The 18,411-nt window shown below is 68.4% G+C and carries 16 protein-coding genes; 12 read left to right on the plus strand and 4 right to left on the minus strand.

Going from position 1 to position 18,411, the window contains the following annotated elements; genetic code table 11:
- The first annotated feature begins 27 nt into the window (after nt 1-27).
- The 6 genes from FHS98_RS01325 to FHS98_RS01350 all read left to right on the plus strand — a co-directional run bounded on the left by FHS98_RS01325 (nt 28) and on the right by FHS98_RS01350 (nt 8,978).
- Nucleotides 28-1,116 carry an aminotransferase class V-fold PLP-dependent enzyme gene (locus tag FHS98_RS01325; RefSeq protein WP_167098668.1) on the plus strand — a complete coding sequence of 363 codons (1,089 nt, stop codon included), beginning with the start codon at nt 28-30 and terminating at the stop codon, nt 1,114-1,116.
- A gap of 64 nt (nt 1,117-1,180) precedes the next feature.
- Complete coding sequence (locus tag FHS98_RS01330) at nt 1,181-2,581, plus strand: M20/M25/M40 family metallo-hydrolase (RefSeq protein WP_208401901.1); 1,401 nt, start codon at nt 1,181-1,183, stop codon at nt 2,579-2,581.
- Nucleotide 2,582: 1 nt separating this feature from the next.
- On the plus strand, nt 2,583-3,170 hold the full coding sequence (locus FHS98_RS01335; RefSeq protein ID WP_167098671.1) for a TetR family transcriptional regulator C-terminal domain-containing protein: 588 nt from the start codon (nt 2,583-2,585) through the stop codon (nt 3,168-3,170).
- 19 nt (nt 3,171-3,189) lie between these two features.
- On the plus strand, nt 3,190-5,100 hold the full coding sequence (locus FHS98_RS01340) for a tetratricopeptide repeat-containing sulfotransferase family protein (RefSeq protein WP_167098674.1): 1,911 nt from the start codon (nt 3,190-3,192) through the stop codon (nt 5,098-5,100).
- Nucleotides 5,101-5,265: 165 nt separating this feature from the next.
- Nucleotides 5,266-7,668 carry a TonB-dependent receptor gene (locus FHS98_RS01345; RefSeq protein ID WP_341786003.1) on the plus strand — a complete coding sequence of 801 codons (2,403 nt, stop codon included), beginning with the start codon at nt 5,266-5,268 and terminating at the stop codon, nt 7,666-7,668.
- An 8-nt stretch (nt 7,669-7,676) separates the two neighbouring features.
- A complete protein-coding gene (locus FHS98_RS01350) occupies nt 7,677-8,978 on the plus strand; it encodes a Xaa-Pro dipeptidase (protein ID WP_341786005.1) in 1,302 nt (433 codons plus the stop codon).
- Here the strand turns inward: FHS98_RS01350 and FHS98_RS01355 are convergent.
- Together FHS98_RS01355 and asd are read right to left on the minus strand one after the other, a co-directional pair.
- Nucleotides 8,962-9,348, minus strand: a complete 387-nt coding sequence (locus FHS98_RS01355) for an endonuclease domain-containing protein (protein WP_167098677.1) — start codon at nt 9,346-9,348, stop codon at nt 8,962-8,964. The two genes, FHS98_RS01350 and FHS98_RS01355, sit on opposite strands and share 17 nt — an antisense overlap.
- 416 nt (nt 9,349-9,764) lie before the next feature.
- Nucleotides 9,765-10,640 (minus strand): archaetidylserine decarboxylase, encoded by an 876-nt coding sequence (gene asd, locus FHS98_RS01360; protein ID WP_167098680.1) that lies wholly within the window; start codon nt 10,638-10,640, stop codon nt 9,765-9,767.
- 35 nt (nt 10,641-10,675) lie between these two features.
- Between asd and FHS98_RS01365 the strand changes: the two genes are divergently transcribed.
- Nucleotides 10,676-12,358 (plus strand): aminotransferase class III-fold pyridoxal phosphate-dependent enzyme, encoded by a 1,683-nt coding sequence (locus tag FHS98_RS01365; protein ID WP_167098683.1) that lies wholly within the window; start codon nt 10,676-10,678, stop codon nt 12,356-12,358.
- Between the two features lie 52 nt (nt 12,359-12,410).
- Here FHS98_RS01365 and FHS98_RS01370 read toward each other — a convergent pair whose 3' ends face one another.
- Nucleotides 12,411-13,019, minus strand: coding sequence for a hypothetical protein (locus tag FHS98_RS01370; RefSeq protein ID WP_167098686.1), 609 nt, complete (start codon nt 13,017-13,019; stop codon nt 12,411-12,413).
- On the minus strand, nt 13,016-13,705 hold the full coding sequence (locus FHS98_RS01375) for a class I SAM-dependent methyltransferase (protein WP_243847802.1): 690 nt from the start codon (nt 13,703-13,705) through the stop codon (nt 13,016-13,018). The genes FHS98_RS01370 and FHS98_RS01375 overlap by 4 nt, the downstream gene beginning before the upstream one ends.
- A 259-nt stretch (nt 13,706-13,964) precedes the next feature.
- On the opposite strand from FHS98_RS01375, the gene FHS98_RS01380 reads away from it, so the two are divergent.
- The 5 genes from FHS98_RS01380 (at nt 13,965) to FHS98_RS01400 (ending at nt 18,411) form a co-directional block, all read left to right on the plus strand.
- Nucleotides 13,965-14,918, plus strand: coding sequence for a UDP-2,3-diacylglucosamine diphosphatase (locus tag FHS98_RS01380; protein ID WP_167098692.1), 954 nt, complete (start codon nt 13,965-13,967; stop codon nt 14,916-14,918).
- Entirely contained in the window at nt 14,915-15,976 is a 1,062-nt protein-coding gene (locus FHS98_RS01385; RefSeq protein WP_167098694.1) for a glycosyltransferase family 4 protein, read from the plus strand. The genes FHS98_RS01380 and FHS98_RS01385 overlap by 4 nt, the downstream gene beginning before the upstream one ends.
- Before the next feature lie 127 nt (nt 15,977-16,103).
- Nucleotides 16,104-16,388, plus strand: coding sequence for a hypothetical protein (locus FHS98_RS01390; protein ID WP_167098697.1), 285 nt, complete (start codon nt 16,104-16,106; stop codon nt 16,386-16,388).
- A 77-nt stretch (nt 16,389-16,465) separates the two neighbouring features.
- Nucleotides 16,466-17,821, plus strand: a complete 1,356-nt coding sequence (locus FHS98_RS01395; protein WP_167098700.1) for an amino acid permease — start codon at nt 16,466-16,468, stop codon at nt 17,819-17,821.
- A 116-nt stretch (nt 17,822-17,937) separates the two neighbouring features.
- A complete protein-coding gene (locus tag FHS98_RS01400; RefSeq protein WP_167098703.1) occupies nt 17,938-18,411 on the plus strand; it encodes a hypothetical protein in 474 nt (157 codons plus the stop codon).

Here is an 18,411-nt window from a genome sequence, read left to right on the forward strand (position 1 = left end):
CCGCGAGCGATGCAACCACCCCAACCCATGAGAGCGCACTTCCACATGCCCGAGGGCGTCTATCTGCTCAGCCATTCGGTCGGCTGTCTGCCGCGCGGATCGGAGGCGGCGGTGGCCGAGGCCTTCTACCAGCCATGGAGCGAGGCGGGCGGAGACGCCTGGCCCGCCTGGCTGGGGGCGGTGACGGGCTTCCGGGAGGCGGTGGCGCGGCTGATCGGCGCGCGGGTGGATCAGGTCTGCCCGCAGACCAACGTGTCGGGCGCGGTCGCCAAGATCATCCACGCGCTGCCCGAACGGGCGGGGCGGGACGTGATCCTGCTGAGCGAGGAGGACTTCCCCTCGATCGGCTTCGTCGCCTCGGCGGCGGCGGCGCGGGGCTATCGCACGCGCTTTCTGCCACGGGGCGCGGAGGTCGAGGACGCGGCGCGCTGGGCGGCGGAGATGGCCGCCGGCGACGTGCAGGTGGCGCTCGTCACCCATGCCTTCTCGAACCGCAGCGCGCGGCTGCCGGTCGACGCGATCACGCGCGCGGCGCGGCGGGAGGGCGTGTTCACCATCGTCGACGCGGTGCAGACGCTGGGCGTCGTGCCGGTCGACGTGGCGGAATGGGCCGCGGATTTCGTCGTCGGCTCCTCGGTCAAGTTCCTGTGCGGCGGGCCGGGAGCGGCCTTCCTCTGGGTGGCGGACCCGGCGCTCGCCGCGACCGATCCGATCGATGTGGGCTGGTTCTCGCACGCCAATCCCTTCGCGTTCGACATCCATGATTTCCGCGCGGCCGGGGATGCCAGCCGCTTCTGGGGCGGCACGCCCTCGGTGCTGCCCTTCGCGCAAGGCGCCTATTCGATCGGGCGCATCCTCGACATCGGCGTGGAGACGATCCACGCGCACAATCAGGGCCTGATCCAGCGTCTCCACGATGCCCTGCCCGGCCGCATCCACTCGGCCCGCGAGAGGCGCGGCAATGCGGTGCTCGTCGCGGTGGACGATGCCGCCGCGACACTGGCGAAGCTCCGCGAGGCCTGCCTGTTCGTCGACGCGCGCGAGGGCTGCATCCGGCTATCCCCCCATATCTACAACAGCGCCGACGACATCGACCGGCTGGTCGCGGCAATATGACAGCCTGTTGACTGGCGGGCGGGCAACGATACGATTGTCCAACAAGACCGGATCGGGGGATTTCATGTCGCGTTGGAGCAAGGCCATGCTGGCCGCATTGTCGCTGGGCGTTTCGGGTGCGGCGTTCGCGCTGCCGGCGACGCCCCCGGCGGGCGAGGCGGATCGCGCGCTGGAGCTGCTCAAAACGGCGGTGAGCTTCAAGACGGTCGAGGGCCTCCATCAGGTGCCCGCCTTCGCCCACTATCTCGCCGGCCAGTTCCAGCAGGCCGGCTTCGCGGAGAGCGACATCCGCTTCCAGCCGATCGGCGAGACGGGGACGCTCACCGTCACATGGCCGGGCAGCGACAAGGCGCTGAAGCCGCTCGTCATCTCCGATCATATGGACGTCGTCGCCGCCGATCCGAAGGACTGGACGCGCGATCCCTTCACGCCGGTGGTCGAGAACGGCTATGTCTACGGGCGCGGCTCGCTCGACAACAAGTTCGACGTGGCGATGGTCGTCACCACGCTCACCCAGTTGAAGAAGGAGGGCTACAAGCCTCGCCGCACCATCGTCCTCGCGCTCTCGGGCGACGAGGAGACGGCGATGGCGACCACCCGCGTGCTGGCCGATCAGCTCAAGGGCGCCGAGCTGGTGCTGAATGGCGACGGCGGCGGCGGCACGCTCGACGAGAGCGGCAAGCCGATGGTCTTCGGCTTCCAGGCCGGCGAGAAGACCTATGCCGATTTCGAGATCAGCTTCGTGAGCCCCGGCGGCCATTCGAGCCGCCCCGGATCGCCCGACACCAACGCGATCTACCGCCTCGCCAGGGCGATCGACCGGATCGCGGCCTATCAGTTCCCGGTCCAGTCCAACGAGCTGACCATCGCCTATCTGAAGGCCACGGCCGAGAAGACGCCCGGCGCGCTCGGCGATGCGATGCGGCGCTTTGCCGCGAACCCGAAGGATGCGGAGGCCGCCGCCACGCTTTCGGCCGAACCCGAATATATCGGGCAGGTCCGCACCACCTGCGTCGCGACCATGTTGCAGGGCGGGCACGCGCTGAACGCGCTGCCGCAGAAGGCCTCGGTCTCCGTCAACTGCCGCATCTTCCCCGGGGTGAAGATCGCCGACGTGGAGGCGACGCTGAAGCAGGTGGTGGCCGACAAGGACGCCAGCTTCGCCACCATCGGCGATCCGACCGCGAGCGACGCCTCGCCGCTCCGCCCCGACGTAATGGACGCCGTCCGTAAGGCGGTGGACCTCGCCCATCCGGGCGTGCCGGTGGTGCCCAACATGGCGGCGGGCGCCAGCGACAGCCTTTATTTCCGCGCCAAGGGCGTGCCGAGCTATGGCGTGTCGGCGGTGTTCATGAAGCCCTCCGACGATTTCGCCCATGGCCTGAACGAGCGCGCGCCTGTCGCCGCCATCCCCGGCGCGCTGGTGCAGTGGCACAGCCTGCTCACCACGCTGTCGTCGCGCTGACGTGGCGCGGGCGGGATACAGGCGGGCTCCGGTCGAGCGGCGGCAGGCGCTGATCGACGCGGCCGAGCGCGCGCTCGCGATCCATGGCGCGGGCGGCGTGTCGGTGCGGACGATCGCGGCGGAGGCGGGCGTGTCGCCCGGCCTCGTGACGCATCATTTCGAGGGCGTGGAGCCGCTGCTCGCCGCCGCCTACCGGCAGGTGTCCGACCGGGTGGGGGACGCGCTGGCCGAGGCCGTGGAGGCGGCCGGCGCCGATCCGCGCGCGCGGCTCACCGCTTATGTCTGCGGCAATTTCCGGCCGCCGGTGATGGATGCGGACCTGCTGGCGACATGGCTCGGGCTGCTCAGCCTCACCAAGTCGATGCCGCTGGTCGCCGCCGCCCATGCCGAGACCTACGCCGCCTATCGCGCCGAAGTGGAGCGGCTGCTCGACGATTGCCGGACGCCCGGCGACCATCGGCTGGAGGCGGTGGCGATCACCGCGCTGATCGACGGGCTGTGGCTGGAGCTGTGCCTCGACGACAGCGTGTTCACGCCCGAGGAGGCGATCGGCATCGCGACGCGCTGGCTGGAGGCGCGATTTAGCTGAGGGGGACGGTCGCAGCGTGATGGTCACGACATCGGAACCGCGCGGAACGCTGGAGGTGGCGCTGGCCCACGCCCGCACCCTGCTGGCCCGCGATCCGATGATGGCCATGGAGCAGGCGCGCGAAATCCTCCGGGTGGCGCCGGGCCACCCGCGCGGGCTGCTGCTGCTGGGGCAGGCGCTGGGGGCGACGGGGCGGCGCGCCGACGCGATCCGGGTGCTGCGCGAGGCGGCGGCGCGCGATCCCGAATCCGCCGACGCCTGGCGCACGCTTGGCGACCAGCTCATGTTGATCGGCGACGGGGCGGGGGCGGACGCGGCCTATGCCCATCATATCCGCGCCTCGGTGAACGACCCGGAGCTGCGCCGCGCGGCGATCGCGCTGGCGGAGAATGACCTGCCCGTCGCCGAGCGCATCCTCAAGCCATGGCTCGCCGAGCATCCGACCGACGTCGCCGCGATCCGTATGCTGGCGGAGCTGGCCGGCCGGATCGGGCGCAACGCCGATGCCGAGAAACTGCTGCGCCGCGCCATCGAACTGTCGCCCAGCTTCGCGCCCGCGCGCTACAACCTCGCCACCGTGCTGCATCGCCAGAACCGGCCGCTCGACGCGCTGGCCGAGCTCGATCGGCTGCTTGCGGACGAGCCGGACAACGCCGCCTACGGCAATCTCAAGGGCGCGGTGCTGAGCCGGATCGGCGATCATGGCGAGGCGATCGGGCAGTTCGAGGCGGTGCTGCGGCAGCGGCCCGATACGGCCGTGGTCTGGATGAGCTACGGCCATGCGCTCAAGACGGTCGGCCGGCGGGAGGACAGCGTCGCCGCCTATCGCCGCAGCATCGATCTGCGCGCCGGCCTGGGCGAGGCGTGGTGGAGCCTCGCCAACCTCAAGACCGTGCGTTTCACGGCCGGGGACATCGCCCGCATGGAGGCGGCGCTCGAAGGCGAGATCGGCACGGAGGATCGCTTCCACCTTCATTTCGCGCTGGGCAAGGCGTTCGAGGATGCGGCCGCGTGGGAGGCCTCCTTCCGCCATTATGCCGAGGGCAACCGGCTGAGGCGGCAGGTGATCGACCATGACGCCGGCGAGACGGGCGATCTCGTCGCGCGTTCGGCGGCGCTGTTCACGCCGGCCTTCTTCGCCGCGCGGGCAGGGCAGGGGGCGGATGCGTCCGATCCGATCTTCGTGCTGGGGATGCCGCGCTCGGGCTCGACGCTGGTGGAGCAGATCCTCGCCAGCCACCCGCTGGTCGAGGGGACGCGCGAGCTGCCCGATCTGCTCGCGCTGGCGCACCGCCTGTCGGGGCGCAAGGCGCGCTCCGATCCGTCGCGCTATCCCGAGGTACTGGCGGAGCTGGACGCCGCGCAGCTCCGCGCGCTGGGCGAGGAATATCTCGAAGGTGTCCGCGTCCACCGCAAGACCGACCGGCCCTATTTCATCGACAAGATGCCCAACAACTGGGCGCATATCGGGCTGATCCACCTGATCCTGCCCAATGCGAAGATCGTCGATACGCGGCGCCATCCGCTCGGCTGCTGCTTCTCCAACTTCAAGCAGCATTTCGCGCGGGGGCAGGCGTTCAGCTACTCTCTGGAGGAGATGGGCCGCTATTATGCCGATTATGTCGCGGCGATGGCGCGGATCGACGCGGTGCTGCCCGGCCGCGTCCACCGCGTGCCGCACGAGGCGATGGTGGCGGACACCGAGGCCGAGATCCGCGCGCTGCTCGATCATCTGGGGCTGCCCTTCGATCCCGCCTGCCTGCGCTTCTGGGAGACGGAGCGCGCGGTGCAGACGGCGAGTTCGGAGCAGGTCCGCCGCCCGATCTTCCGCGAGGGCGTGGAGCAGTGGCGGCATTTCGAGCCGTGGCTGGGGCCGCTCAAGCTCGCGCTTGATGGGCTCGACAGACACTATCCGGCGCTTTCCGGCTGACTGTTGCTGCAATGCAACGAGCCGGAGATTGACGACACCAAGACAAAGGAAGAGGCTGTTCGGATAAGACAATGATGGGGCGATGACCACAAAGATGGTCTAAGGGGGACATAAGATATGATGACGGCTGTGACGCCTGTTCGTCGCACGGCATTGCGACATGTCGTGCCACTGTTGCTCGGTTCGTCTTCGCTGCTCGCCGCGGCGCCTGTGCTTGCTCAACAGAGCCCGCCCACGCAGGTCGCCGTCGCCGATACGGGCACCCCGCTGCCCGGCGAGATCATCGTCACCGCGCAGAAGCGCGCGGAAAGCCTCCAGAAAGTCCCCATCTCGATCCAGGCGCTGGGCGCCGCGACGCTGGAGCAGCACCAGGTCCAGGCGTTCGACGATTATGCCAAGCAGTTGCCGAGCGTCAGCTTCCAGTCGTTCGGCCCCGGCCAGTCGCAGCTTTTCTTCCGCGGCATCTCGTCGGGCGGCGACGGGCTTCCGGGCGGCGCGCTGCCGACGTCGGGCGTCTATCTCGACGAAATCCCGGTCACCACGATCGGCGCTCTGCTCGACGTCCATGTCTACGACATCGCCCGCGTCGAGGCGCTGTCCGGCCCGCAGGGCACGCTTTACGGCGCGAGTTCGCTCTCCGGCACGCTGCGCATCATCACCAACAAGCCCGATCCGTCCAAATTCTCGGCGGGCTATGATCTCACCGGCACGAAGTTCGGCAAGGGCAATGCCGGCGGCACGGCGGAGGGCTTCGTCAACCTGCCGATCAGCGAGCGGGCGGCGATCCGCCTCGTCGGCTTCTACGAGCATGACGGCGGCTATATCGACAACACGCCGGGCACCCGCACCTATCAGCGGCCGCACACCAATCCGGCCGACCCGGACGGGCCGCCGATCGACAGCCCGCTGACGATCAACAACGACAGGTTCGTCAAGAAGAACTTCAACCCGGTCGACACCTATGGCGGCCGCGCCGCACTCGGCATCGATCTCAGCGACGACTGGACGGCGACGCCGACGATCATCGCCCAGCACCAGAAGACCAAGGGCAGCTTCCTCTACGATCCCAAGGCGGGCGATCTGGAGGTGCATGACTTCACGCCCGAGCACACGCTCGACAAATGGTATCAGGCGGCGCTGACGATCACCGGCAAGCTCTCCAACTGGGATGTGCTCTATTCGGGCGGCTATCTCCAGCGTTCGCTCGATACGGTGCAGGATTACAGCTATTACACGGTCGCCTACGACCAGATTCCCGGCTACACCTATTTCCAGAACGCCGACGGATCGCCGCTCGATCCGACGCAGGTCTTCCACGTCCACCAGAAGATCAGCAAGCAGACGCACGAATTGCGGATCAGCTCCCCGGCGGACGAGCGCGTCCGGCTGACGGCGGGTATGTTCTACCAGCGGCAGGCCAACCAGAACACGGCGCATTACGATATTCCGGGGCTGGGCTCGATCCCGGATACGCCGGCGGTGTGGGGCGACGACATCTTCCTGACGCGCACGCACATCGTCGACCGCGACTATGCGATGTTCGGGCAGGCGGCGTTCGACATCCTGCCGAACCTGACGCTGACCGCCGGCATCCGCGGCTTCATGGCGCGCAACACGCTGACCGGCTTCTCCGGCTTCCAGAGCGACATCACCAAGACGGACGACGCCGGCAACGCGCTCTGCCGGCCGACCACGGGGACGGATCGCCCATGCGACAATATCAACAAGAAGGTCGACGAGGCGGGCGAGACCCACAAGGTGACGCTCACCTGGCAGGTGGACCCGGACCGGATGGTCTACGCCACCTACTCGACCGGCTTCCGCCCCGGCGGCAACAATCGCCGCCTCGGCATCAATCCCTACGACGCCGATACGCTCGACAATTACGAGATCGGCTGGAAGACGCGCTGGTTCGACCGCAAGCTGACGCTGAACGGCGCCTTCTATTACGAGACGTGGAACAAGCTCCAATATGCGCTGGCGCCGGTCGGCTCGGTGGGGGTGACCAACATCTACAATGCGGGCGACGCGCGGGTGTATGGCGTGGAGGCGGATTTCAACCTCGCGCTCGGCCATCTCACCTTCTCGGGCTCGGGCGCGTATAACGACGCGAAGCTCACCAGGAATTTCTGTCAGGTTGATCCGGTGACGCTGAACCCGCTGACAAGCTGTTCCGTCGCCGATGGGGATGTCGCCGCCCCCAAGGGCACGCGCCTGCCGATCCAGCCGAAGTTCAAGGGCACGCTGACGGCGCGCTACGACCGGCAGGTGGGCGACGTGAACGCCTTCGTGCAGGGCAGTATGCTCTATCAAAGCAGCACGCGCAGCTATCTGGGCGTGGTCGAGGGCACGCTGCTGGGCGACACGCCGTCCTTCACGACGTTCGACTTCTCGCTGGGCGGCAAGCTTCGGAACATGAGCTTCGAAGTCTTCGTGCAGAACGCCTTCGACAAACGCGGCCAGCTCAGCCGCAACACCGTCTGCTCGCCGATCTATTGCGGGCCTTATGCCCGCATCTATCCGGTCAAGCCGCAGCAGTTCGGCATCCGCTTCGGCCAGAAATTCTGAGCCGGGCGGTGCGAAAAGCCCTTCTCCTGGCCGCGACGCTGTTCGTCGCGGCCGGTACGGCGCGGGCCGCGACGGTGCATGTCCATGCCGGCCATCTGATCGATCCCGAGCAGGGGCGCGTGCTCGCCGACCAGATGGTGACGGTGGTCGACGGGCGGGTGACGGCGATCGGCCCGTGGAAGGGGGCGCCGGCCGACGGCACGCTGGTCGACTGGTCGGCCTATACGGTGCTGCCGGGGTTGCTCGACTGCCACACCCACATCGCCGACGGCTTCGATCAGGGCGACCCGATCGCGCCCTTGCGCTCCACCGCGGCGGAGAGCGTGCTGCGCGGCGCGGCGATGGCGAAGGTGGAACTGGACGCCGGCTTCACCAGCGTGCGTGATGTCGGCGTCTATCGCGGCCTCACCGACGTGGCGCTGCGCGATGCGATCGAGAAGGGCGTGGTCGAGGGGCCGCGCATGATCGTGGCGGGGGCATATATCACCATTCCCGGCGGTGGCGGCGCGGTGACCGGTTTCTCGCCGGACGTGAAGATCCCGGAGGATTTCCAGTACGGATATGTCCGCAACGCCGACGAGGCGCGCGAGAAGGTGGACTTCCTGTTCGCGCACGGGGCGGACTTCATCAAGATGATCGCCACCGGCGCGGTGCTGGCGGTGGGCAGTACGCCCGGCGCGCTGGAACTCACGCCCGAGGAGATGAAGGCCGCCTGCGACGAGGCGAAGCTCCACGGCAGCTATTGCATCGCCCATGCCCATGGCACGGAGGGGATCAAGGCGGCGATCCGGGCGGGGGTGCGCTCGGTCGAACATGCCTCGCTGATCGATGACGAGGGCATCGCCATGGCGAAGAAGGCGGGCGTCTGGCTCGACATGGACATCTATGACGGCGACTGGATCGCGGAAGAGGGCGCGAAGCTCGGGATGCCGGAGGAATATCTCCGCAAGAACCGCGAGACGACCGAGGAGCAGCGACAGGGCTTCGCGAAAGCGGTGAAGGCGGGCGTGAAGCTGAGCTTCGGCACGGACGCGGGCGTCTATCGCTACGGCCTCGGCGGGCGGCAGTTCGCCTATATGGTGCGTTATGGGATGACGCCGATGCAGGCGATCCAGGCGGCGACGGTGGTCTCCGCGCAACTGATGCGGCGCGAGAGGGACATCGGCGCGCTCAGCCCCGGCCATTATGGCGACATGATCGCGGTGGCCGGCGATCCGCTGAAGAACATCCGCCTGCTGGAGGACGTGAAAGGCGTCATCAAGGGCGGCGAGGTGGTGAAGGCGGTTCCGGCGGTTAACTCCCCTCCCTGAAAGGGAGGGGTGGGGGGTGGGTTCGCCCAAGGCGGAGATCGACGGCCAAAGCAATCGCCTCCGCCACACCATCGGGATTGGCACGCACATCGCTGTTCCAGAAGCGCAGCACTCGCCAGCCCAGGCTTTCGAGGAATGCCGTTCGCTGCGCATCATAAGCGATGGAATCGAGATGCTGGCTGCCGTCCAGTTCCACCGCGATCCTGGCGGTGCGGCAGGCGAAGTCGACGATATAGCCTCCAAGGGGCAACTGTCGCGTAAAGCGCGGGCGGATATGGCGGAGCCGTGCCCATAGCAGGCGTTCCTCCGCCGTCGCGCCGGTCCGCAAGGCGCGGGCCTTGGATGTCATGTCGGGAGCGACGCGGGGCATGGCTGGAGACTGCCGGGTCGCGATACGGAGGACAACCCACCCCCGACCCCTCCCTTTTAGGGAGGGGAGGTTCCTGTAGGAAATGCGGGCGCAGTTCTCCCGCCGTCAACGATCAGAAGGAAACGGCCGGCGCGTCCTTGCCACGGGCATCCGGTGCCGGACGACTTTCAGGAAGTCTCGCGATGTGTCAGATCGCGTCCGGTCTGGGGGCTGTCGACCAGCCCGCCCGTCGAAGGTGGCTGGGCGGCGCTATCATCGACAGCGAGGGTGCGAAGCTTCGGCTGACTACCGGATGGCTCCGCGCCGGCCGATCCGGGCGACGATGCGAAGAACGCCGCAACCCGGACCTCGCCTTCATCCGCCCTGGCCTCGGGTGATGAAGACGCGCCATTGAATAACCCATATGGTTCAAAATGTCAAGAGGGGAGCCGCATCAAAGCTTGCCCGGCCCGAATCTGGACACCCGTCTCGATCCCGTCCGCCAGCGTGAAGCCGTCCGGCGCGAAGAGGATGATGGTGGAGCCATGCTCGAACCAGCCCATCTCCTCGCCCTTCCGCATCCGCACCGGGCCGGGGAGGGGAATGGCGCGCGTGCCGCCCTCGCGGATATGCGGCCCCACGTCGGCAAAGGTGAAGCGGATGCCCGCCACGAGGATCGCCGCCACCGGGACCAGCAGCATCTCGTGCCCCCCGCGCTCCAGCCGCACCCGGATCGGTGCGCGTTCGTTGCGGCAGAACAGGCGCTCGACGCGCTTCAGGGCGATCGGGTTCACGTTCCATGTGTCGCCGGAGATGTAGCGCACCTCCTCCACGGTCAGGTCGTGGGGCGCGTGGAAGCGGTGGTACATCGCCGCCGTCAGCCGCAGCGTGACGAACATGCCGTCGCGATAGGGCGCGCCCAGCGTCTCGTCGCCGAGCAGATCGGCCAGCGCATAGTCCATGCCCTTCACCTGGACGAGCTTGCCGTCCTCGACCCGGCCGCACGCGCCGACGATCGCATCCGAAGGGCTGGCCAGCACCTGAGGATCGGGATCGGGCACGCGCGATCCCGGCTTCAGCGCGCGGGTGAAGGCGTGGTGGAGGCTTCTGAAGCGGCTGTCGGCGGCGTCGCTCAGATCGACGTCGCAGAAGAGTTGCCAGAGCGCCAGCGAGGCTTTGCGGATCAGCGGCTGCTCGATCGGCGCGATGCGGCCCATCAGCCTGGTGGTGAAACGCCGCGGAATGCGGTTGGTCAGCAGGAAGTTCAGATCCTCGTTGCCGCCGATGCGGGCGAGTGCGCTGCGCAATGTCATGATGCCGTCACCGTTTTTCGTGCCTGTCATTGGGCATGGAAGCCAATCTCACCGCCGTCGCCGCGCAGCCTCTCGCCCTGTGGGGCGCGGGCGCGCTGGCCGTTGCCGCCGCCGCCGCCGCCAAGGGCCGGGCGCGGCTCATGCTGTCCCGCGCGAAGCATCGCTCGCTGGCGGGCCATGCGCGCATGTCGCGCCGGGTGGCGGGGCTGATCCCGGCGTGGAGCTATGACGAGCAGCGCTTCTTCCGCGCCGATGCCGCGCCGGACGAGGTGGTGCGGCTGCGTCGGGCGGGGTTCCAGCGTCTCTCCGCGCTCTACAGGGAGCGCTTCGCCAGGACGGCGGCGCTGACCAGGGAGGCCGCGACGGGTCTCTCCGATCTCCAGTTCACCGGCAGCTATCGCGTGCCGTTCCAGTTCAGCCGCCTCGTGCGCGAGAATCTCTCGGCGGGGAGCTTCCTCGCCTCCTCCGACGGCGTGACCGTCACCGATCTCGACGGCAACCGCTTCTACGATCTCGCCGGCTCCTATGGCGTCAACCTGATGGGCTTCGATGCCTATAAGCGCATGATCGCGGAGGGCGCGGCGCAGGTGGCGGAGCTGGGGCCGGTGCTGGGCGCCTATCACCCGGTCGTCGTGGACAATGTGGCGCGCCTCAAGGCCATCTCGAAGATGGACGAGATGAGCTTCCACATGTCCGGCACCGAGGCCGTGATGCAGGCGGTGCGGCTGGCGCGCTACCATACGAAGCGCAGCCATGTGGTGCGCTTCTGCGGCGCCTATCATGGCTGGTGGGGCGACGTGCAGCCGGGCGTCGGCAACCCCACGCCCGCCGATTATACCTATACGCTCGCCGACATGAGCGAGACGTCGCTGAAGGTGCTCGCGACCCGCAAGAACATCGCCTGCGTGCTGGTGAACCCGCTTCAGGCGCTCCACCCGAACAGCGGCGCGCCGTCGGACTCCGCGCTGGTCGACAGCAGCCGCAGGGCGGGCTTCGACAAGGCGGCTTACGCGGCGTGGCTGGAGAGACTGGCCGAGACGTGCCGGGCGAACGGCATCGTGCTGATCTTCGACGATGTGTTCGTGGGCTTCCGCCTCGCCAAGGGCGGGTCGGCCGAATATTTCGGCGTCCAGCCCGACATGGTGACCTATGGCAAGACGCTGGGCGGCGGGCTTCCCGTCGGCGTGCTGTGCGGGCGGGCGGCGCTGATGAAGCGATACCGCGACGACAGGCCCGTCGACATCTGCTTCGCGCGCGGCACCTTCAATTCGCATCCCTATGTGATGGGCGCGATGAACGCCTTCCTCCGCGCGCTCGACACCGACGAGGGCCGGGCGCTCTACGAAGGCGCGGACGATCTCTGGAACGGCCGCGCGGCGCTGCTCAACGCCAAGCTCGCGGAGGCGGGCGTTCCGGTCAGCGTCAGCAACCTCTCGTCGATCTGGACGGTCGGCTATACGCAGCCGTCGCGCTACAACTGGATGCTGCAATATTATCTCCGGGCCGAGGGGCTGGCGCTGAGCTGGGTCGGCACCGGCCGCCTGATCTTCAGCCTGAACTACACGGATGCGGACTTCGCCGAGGTGGTGGAGCGCTTCGTGAAGGCGGCGAAGGCGATGCAGGCGGACGGCTGGTGGTGGAACGATCCGGCCGTCACCAACAGGATGATCCGCCGCTCGATCCTCAAGGAAATGTGGGCGGCCCGCCGGGCGAAGTAAAAGAAAGGGGCGCTCCGGCACGGACCGGAGCGCCCCGGACGTCACCCGAAGCTCAATTCGCCTCGGCGGTCGCCCAGTTATCGAGACGCTCGCCGCGCATCAGGCGGCCCGGCGCCTTGCGATAGAGCTTGAAGTCGTTGAACGGGTCGGTGAGGATCTTGGCGCCCCACACGAGGCCGGTCTGCACGTCGCGCACGAAGAAGAGCTGCACGACGCGGAAGACGAGCCCGCCGGCGCCCAGCGCCAGCCACACCAGGCCGAGATGGCGCAGCCACTCCATCGCGCCCGCCGGCCTGTCGAACAGGCCGAACAGCGTCGGGTTCACCCAGAGCGCCACCGGAACCAGCGCCCAGATCGTCATGAACACCCATTTGCGCGCGAGATTGTAGCCGACCTTCACGTCTTCCTTGTAGGCGTGGCTGGCGTCGTTCGCGACGTCATAGCCCTTGGGCTCGAAGAAGAAGTGGCCGATCTGGCGGCTGGTCATCGCGACCGTCCAGGCCAGCAGGCTCGCCAGCGCCGGATCCTTGAACATCAGCACATAGGCCGTGAGGAAGGTGCAGGCGGAGAGGAAGTGCAGGCTCTGGTTGACCAGGCTGTGATGATAATAGCGATGATCGTCCCAGCGCTGCTCGTGCAGATGTTCGCGGAAGCTCTTCATTGAACCACCTCGTTGACGGGCGCCCGGACGGCCCCGTTGATGGAATCGTTGGCGGCCAGCGCCGTCTTGCGGAAGCGCACCAGCGAGAAATGGCCGAGCGGCGGCAGCTCGCGGCGCTCGATCAGCTCGATCTCGGGCATCGTCCCGGCCCAGTCGGAATAGCGGGAGAAGGCGAATTCGGTGCGGAAGCCCAAACGGCTCGTCACCGGCATCAGCGCCTTCTCGATCCTGCCGCGCAGCCCCTGCTCGGCGCCGACGCGGGTGGTGATGACGATCTCGCCGCCCGGCCGCACGACGCGGGCGAACTCGTCCAGCGCCTTCTCGGGGTTCGGCACCGAGGTGATGACATATTGCGCCACCACCACGTCGAAGCTGTTGTCGGGGAAATCCATGTTCTCGGCGTCCATCACCGCGATCGCCTCGACATGGCCGAGCTTGAGCGCATGGACGCGCTGGCGCGCCTTTTCGAGCATCGGCTCGGAGATGTCGACGCCGGTGATGCGGTTGGCCCTGTCATAACCGGGCAGCGAGATGCCCGTGCCCACGCCCACTTCGAGGATGCGGCCGCCGATCCGCTCCGCCACGTCGATCGCCGCGCGGCGGCCCTGCCGGAACACCGGCCCGAACACGAGGTCATAGACCGGCGCCCACCGCCCATAGGCGTTCGCGACCTGATCGGTTTCCATTTGCGGCACCATCGCCAACCTCCTGAATCCTGACCTTCGCCTATGATCTCGATGCGCGACAAAGAAGCGTCTGATCCGCGTAGCTTTTGCAATGTTCGCGTTTCAATTCGGAGACAGTCTGGAGGGTGGTTTCGGGCGGATGGCTACAGTCAAGATTCCGTAAAGAAGTGGAAACGGCGGAGTCTTGATTTCGGGTTATAGGGCCTGACGACGGCGGGATGCCGCCGCCGGTCGCGATTTTCATTTCGGAGGCCAGCGCATGGCGACCCTTCCCGACACCCCCGCCGAGGCCCGCCGGTCGCCGCCCGCGCCGCGCCATGATCGCGTGCCGCCGCGTGCGAGCAGCAAGCTGCCCGACTGGATCCACGAGAACGACAGGCGCGATCAGCATCCGCACAGGCAGCGCCTGCCGTTCCGCACGATCTGGATTTCGGACACGCATCTCGGCACCGCCGGCTGCAACGCCGACCTGCTGCTGGATTTCCTGAAATCCACCGAGTGCGAGACGCTCTATCTGGTCGGCGACATCGTCGACGGGTGGCAGCTCCGCAAAGGCTGGTACTGGCCGCCGCGCCACAACGACGTGGTGCGCTGCATCCTCAAGCGCGTGAAGCGCGGCACGCGGGTCGTCTATGTGCCGGGCAACCATGACGAGGCATTCCGCGATTTCGTCGGGCTGGATTTCGGCGGCATCGAGCTGGTGCCCGAGGACATCCACACCACCGCCGACGGCCGCCGCCTGCTGGTGCTGCACGGCGATCAGTTCGACTCCATCGTACTCTATGCCCGCTGGCTCGCCTTCCTGGGCGACAGCGCCTATGTGCTGCTGCTCAAGTCCAACGCGCTGGTGAACGCGGTGCGGCGGATGTTCGGCCTGCCTTACTGGTCGCTCGCCGCGCATCTGAAGAAGCGCGTCAAGAACGCCGTTCAGTTCATCTCCAAATATGAGGAGGTGGTCGCCCACGCCGCCGCCGATCGCGGGGTGGACGGGGTGGTGTGCGGGCACATCCACTCGGCCGAGATCCGCCAGTTCGGCCCGATCACTTATTATAACGATGGCGACTGGGTGGAGAGCTGCACCGCGCTGGTCGAGCATTTCGACGGCCGGATGGAGATCATCGACTGGGCCGAGAAGGTGCGCGCCGAGACGATGGCCGCCGCCGGTTCCGGTGTCCGCGCGGTGCCCTCCACCGGTGCTGCGGTGCCCGCATGAGGATCGCGCTGGTCAGCGACGCCTGGGCGCCGCAGGTCAACGGCGTCGTCCGCACGCTGACCACCACGGTCGCGATGCTGCGCGGGCAGGGGCATGAGATCGAGACGATCACGCCCGATCAGTTCGCCACCCTGCCATGCCCGAGCTACCCGGAGATCCGGCTGGCGCTGGGCAGCGGGCGCGCGGTGGCGGCGCGGCTGAGGGCGTTCGCGCCGGATGCGATCCACATCGCCACCGAAGGCCCGCTGGGCTGGGCGGCGCGGCGCTGGTGCATGGATCGGGGGCTGCCCTTCACCACCTCCTTCCACACGCGCTTCCCCGATTATGTGGCGATGCGCAGCCGGCTTCCGGCGGACTGGTTCTGGCCGATCGTCCGCCGCTTCCACGGCCCCGCCGCGCGCATCTTCGCGGCGACCGGGACGCTGGCCGACGAGCTGGCGACGCGCGGCCTGCCGCAGACGCACCGCTGGTCGCGCGGCGTCGACCTCACGCTGTTCGCGCCGGGCCTCGCGCCGCTGCCCGAACTGGCGGACCTGCCGCGCCCGATCCAGCTTTCGGTCGGCCGCGTGGCGGTGGAGAAGAATATCGAGGCGTTCCTGCGCTCCGGCGTGCCCGGCACCAGGGTGGTGGTGGGAGACGGCCCGGCGCGCGCGATGCTGGAGAAGCGCTTTCCCGACGTGGTCTTCCTCGGCGCGCTGCATGGCGGGCGGCTGGCGGCGGCCTATGCGGCGGCGGACGTGTTCGTCTTCCCGAGCCTCACCGACACCTTCGGCCTCGTGATGATCGAGGCGCTGGCGAGCGGCGTGCCGGTCGCGGCCTTCCCGGTGCAGGGGCCGCTCGACATCGTCGGGCGCGACGGCACCGGCATGGCGGGCGGCGCGGGGCGGCCCGTCGGCGCGCTCGACCCCGATCTGGAGACGGCGATCCGCAAGGCGTTGCCGCTCGACCGGCGGGACTGCGTGGCGGAAGGGCGGCGCTATGGCTGGGATCGCTGCACGGGCCAGTTCCTCGCCGGGCTGGTGTCGATCGCGGATGCCGGTCTCGTCGTCGCGGCCTGATCGGCCGTTCGAAACTCTGGAACGATTTCGTCGAAACTATCGGGCTGATCCGCAAAGTCCGATCGAAGTATGAACACATCGTCAGCCACGCCGCTCCCCCCTCCGGCGTGCTGACAGGAGGCCCGCCATGGTTCAGTTCGCCTATGCCGTAGCGCGTTGCACCGGTGCCGATCCGGCCGCGTTCGGCCGCCCCTCCCGGCGGGCTCCGGCCATGGCGGGCCTCTGCTTCGATCTGGTCCGCCGTGTCGTGACCGGGCTGTTGCTGATCGCCCTGCTCGGCATCGCCGGCTGGGCAGCCGCCCGCGCGCTGGACTCGACGCTGCTGGGCTTCGTCTTCGCCGACCTGCTGTTCCTGGTCGGCGTCGCGCTGCGCGGGGCGGTCGCCCCGGCCCGCAGCGGGCGCTCGCGCTGAGAGCCACCCCTATCCGCTGAGTTGACGGACTGCGATACGGATGTGCAATCTCGCGTCCTCAGCGATGGGGGCGCGCGATGGCGGACGAGGTGGAAGGCGGCGCAGGCCGGGGCAGTCGATCGGCGCGGTCGCTCGGCTTCTGGATGTGCAGCGCGCTCGTCGTCGGCAACATGATCGGATCGGGCGTGTTCATGCTGCCCGCCTCGCTCGCGCCGTTCGGATGGAATGCGATGCTCGGCTGGATCGTGACGATCGCCGGCGCGCTCACCATCGCCTTCGTCTTCGCCCGCCTCGCCCAGGCCTTCCCGCAGGCCGGCGGGCCTTATGCCTATACCCACGCCGCGTTCGGCCCGATGGCGGGCTTCGCCGTCGCCTGGACCTATTGGCTGTCGATCGTCGTGGGCAACGCGGCCATCGCCGTCGCGGGGGTGAGCTATCTGAGCGTGCTGATCCCCGCGATCGGGCAGGTCCATGCCCTGCCGCCGCTGCTGACCCTCGGCGTGATCTGGTCGCTGACGCTGGTGAACTGCCTCGGCGCGCGCTCGGCGGGGTGGGTGCAGCTTGCCGCGACGATCCTGAAGCTGCTGCCGCTTGCCGCCGTGCTGCTGGTCGCGGTGCTGGCGTTCGCGGGCGGGGCCACGCCGGTCACGCCGCTGCGGCTGGCGGACCTCCATCCCGGCGCGGTGACGGGCGCGGCGACGCTGACGCTGTGGGCGCTGCTCGGCCTCGAATCCGCGACCGTCCCGGCGGACAAGGTGATCGACGCGCCGCGCACCATCCCGCGCGCCACCCTGTTCGGGACGGCCTTTGCCGGGCTCGTCTATCTCTGCCTCTGTTCGGCGGTGCTGCTGCTGATGCCGGCGGATCGGCTCGCCCATTCGCCGGCGCCGCTGGCGGACTTCCTCGACGCCCATGCCGGCGCGCATAGCGGCCCGGTGCTGGCGGGCTTCGCGGCGCTGAGCGCGTTCGGGGCGCTCAACGGCTGGGTGCTGCTCCAGGGCGAGCTGCCGGGCGTGATGGCGCGGCGCGGCGTCTTCCCGCGCTGGCTGGGCAAGACCAATGCGCAGGGCACGGCGGTGCGCGCGCATCTCGTCTCGGCGGCGGTGCTGACGGCGACGATGCTGATGAACTTCCAGCGTTCGATGGTGGAGCTGTTCACCTTCATCGCGCTGCTCTCCACCACGGCATCGCTCTTCGCCTATCTGTTCAGCGCGCTGGCGGCGATCTTGCTCCAGCGGCGCGGCGGGATGCCGGCCTCGCTGCTGCTGCGCGGGGTGGCGGCGGTGGCGGCGGCCTATTCGCTGTGGGCGATCTGGGGCGCGGGGCGGGGGCCGGCGCTGTGGGGGCTGGTCTTCCTGCTCTCGGCGCTGCCGGTCTACGCGCTGATGCGCTGGCGGGAGCGGGCGGGCCGGACGGCGCTGGCGACGGGGTGAACATGCCTAACGGCGGATAAAGACTTTGGTCGAAATTCGCCGCCTGTCCCGTCTTTCCATGCAACCTCGACGGGCCGCCCGTGGTTGCATCGGCAAAGGCAGCGGGAGCGCCCCCAATGCGGGACATGCTGGAAGAATATCTCGAACGGATGATCGCCATCACGGTTTCGGCGGAGATCGAGATATTGTCGGCGCCGGCGGTGGATTTCGCGCATCTCGACTCTCATCGGATGCGGATGGCGCGGACGCTCACGGCCTATCAGCTTTTCGCGCATCGCGAGCTGTTCCACGCCCTCCTGTCGAGCCGCCACGCCGCCGATGTCGAATGCGGGCGGCGGCTGGGCACCGAGTGCAACGCGCTGGCCGAGGCGATGCGCGCCCACGCCCGCAAATGGGCCGCGCAGTCACCGGCGGCGATGTGGGAGGAATATCGCCCCGCGGCGCTCGGGCTGATCGAGCGCATCCGCCAGCACATCCTCCATGCGCGTGCCGGCGCGAACCGGCTCGACCACAACGCGCGCGCGCCGGCGGAAGCGATGGCCTATCCCGCCGAAACCTATCTCCGGCAGATGGCCGGAACCTCGCTCTAG

This window comes from Sphingomonas oligoaromativorans, from assembly GCF_011762195.1.
GTDB classification, from domain to species: Bacteria; Pseudomonadota; Alphaproteobacteria; order Sphingomonadales; family Sphingomonadaceae; genus Solisphingomonas; species Solisphingomonas oligoaromativorans.

What these genes read in the sequence shown, in the direction of transcription:
- FHS98_RS01365 (WP_167098683.1), top strand. Translation starts at nt 10,676, where the DNA reads ATGGAAGCCAATCTCACCGCCGTCGCCGCGCAGCCTCTCGCCCTGTGG.
- FHS98_RS01380 (WP_167098692.1), top strand. Translation starts at nt 13,965, where the DNA reads ATGGCGACCCTTCCCGACACCCCCGCCGAGGCCCGCCGGTCGCCGCCC.
- FHS98_RS01395 (WP_167098700.1), top strand. Translation starts at nt 16,466, where the DNA reads ATGGCGGACGAGGTGGAAGGCGGCGCAGGCCGGGGCAGTCGATCGGCG.
- FHS98_RS01325 (WP_167098668.1), top strand. Translation starts at nt 28, where the DNA reads ATGAGAGCGCACTTCCACATGCCCGAGGGCGTCTATCTGCTCAGCCAT.
- FHS98_RS01400 (WP_167098703.1), top strand. Translation starts at nt 17,938, where the DNA reads ATGCGGGACATGCTGGAAGAATATCTCGAACGGATGATCGCCATCACG.
- asd (WP_167098680.1), bottom strand. Translation starts at nt 10,640, where the DNA reads ATGACATTGCGCAGCGCACTCGCCCGCATCGGCGGCAACGAGGATCTG.
- FHS98_RS01375 (WP_243847802.1), bottom strand. Translation starts at nt 13,705, where the DNA reads ATGGAAACCGATCAGGTCGCGAACGCCTATGGGCGGTGGGCGCCGGTC.
- FHS98_RS01330 (WP_208401901.1), top strand. Translation starts at nt 1,181, where the DNA reads ATGTCGCGTTGGAGCAAGGCCATGCTGGCCGCATTGTCGCTGGGCGTT.
- FHS98_RS01355 (WP_167098677.1), bottom strand. Translation starts at nt 9,348, where the DNA reads ATGCCCCGCGTCGCTCCCGACATGACATCCAAGGCCCGCGCCTTGCGG.
- FHS98_RS01370 (WP_167098686.1), bottom strand. Translation starts at nt 13,019, where the DNA reads ATGAAGAGCTTCCGCGAACATCTGCACGAGCAGCGCTGGGACGATCAT.
- FHS98_RS01340 (WP_167098674.1), top strand. Translation starts at nt 3,190, where the DNA reads ATGGTCACGACATCGGAACCGCGCGGAACGCTGGAGGTGGCGCTGGCC.
- FHS98_RS01385 (WP_167098694.1), top strand. Translation starts at nt 14,915, where the DNA reads ATGAGGATCGCGCTGGTCAGCGACGCCTGGGCGCCGCAGGTCAACGGC.
- FHS98_RS01390 (WP_167098697.1), top strand. Translation starts at nt 16,104, where the DNA reads ATGGTTCAGTTCGCCTATGCCGTAGCGCGTTGCACCGGTGCCGATCCG.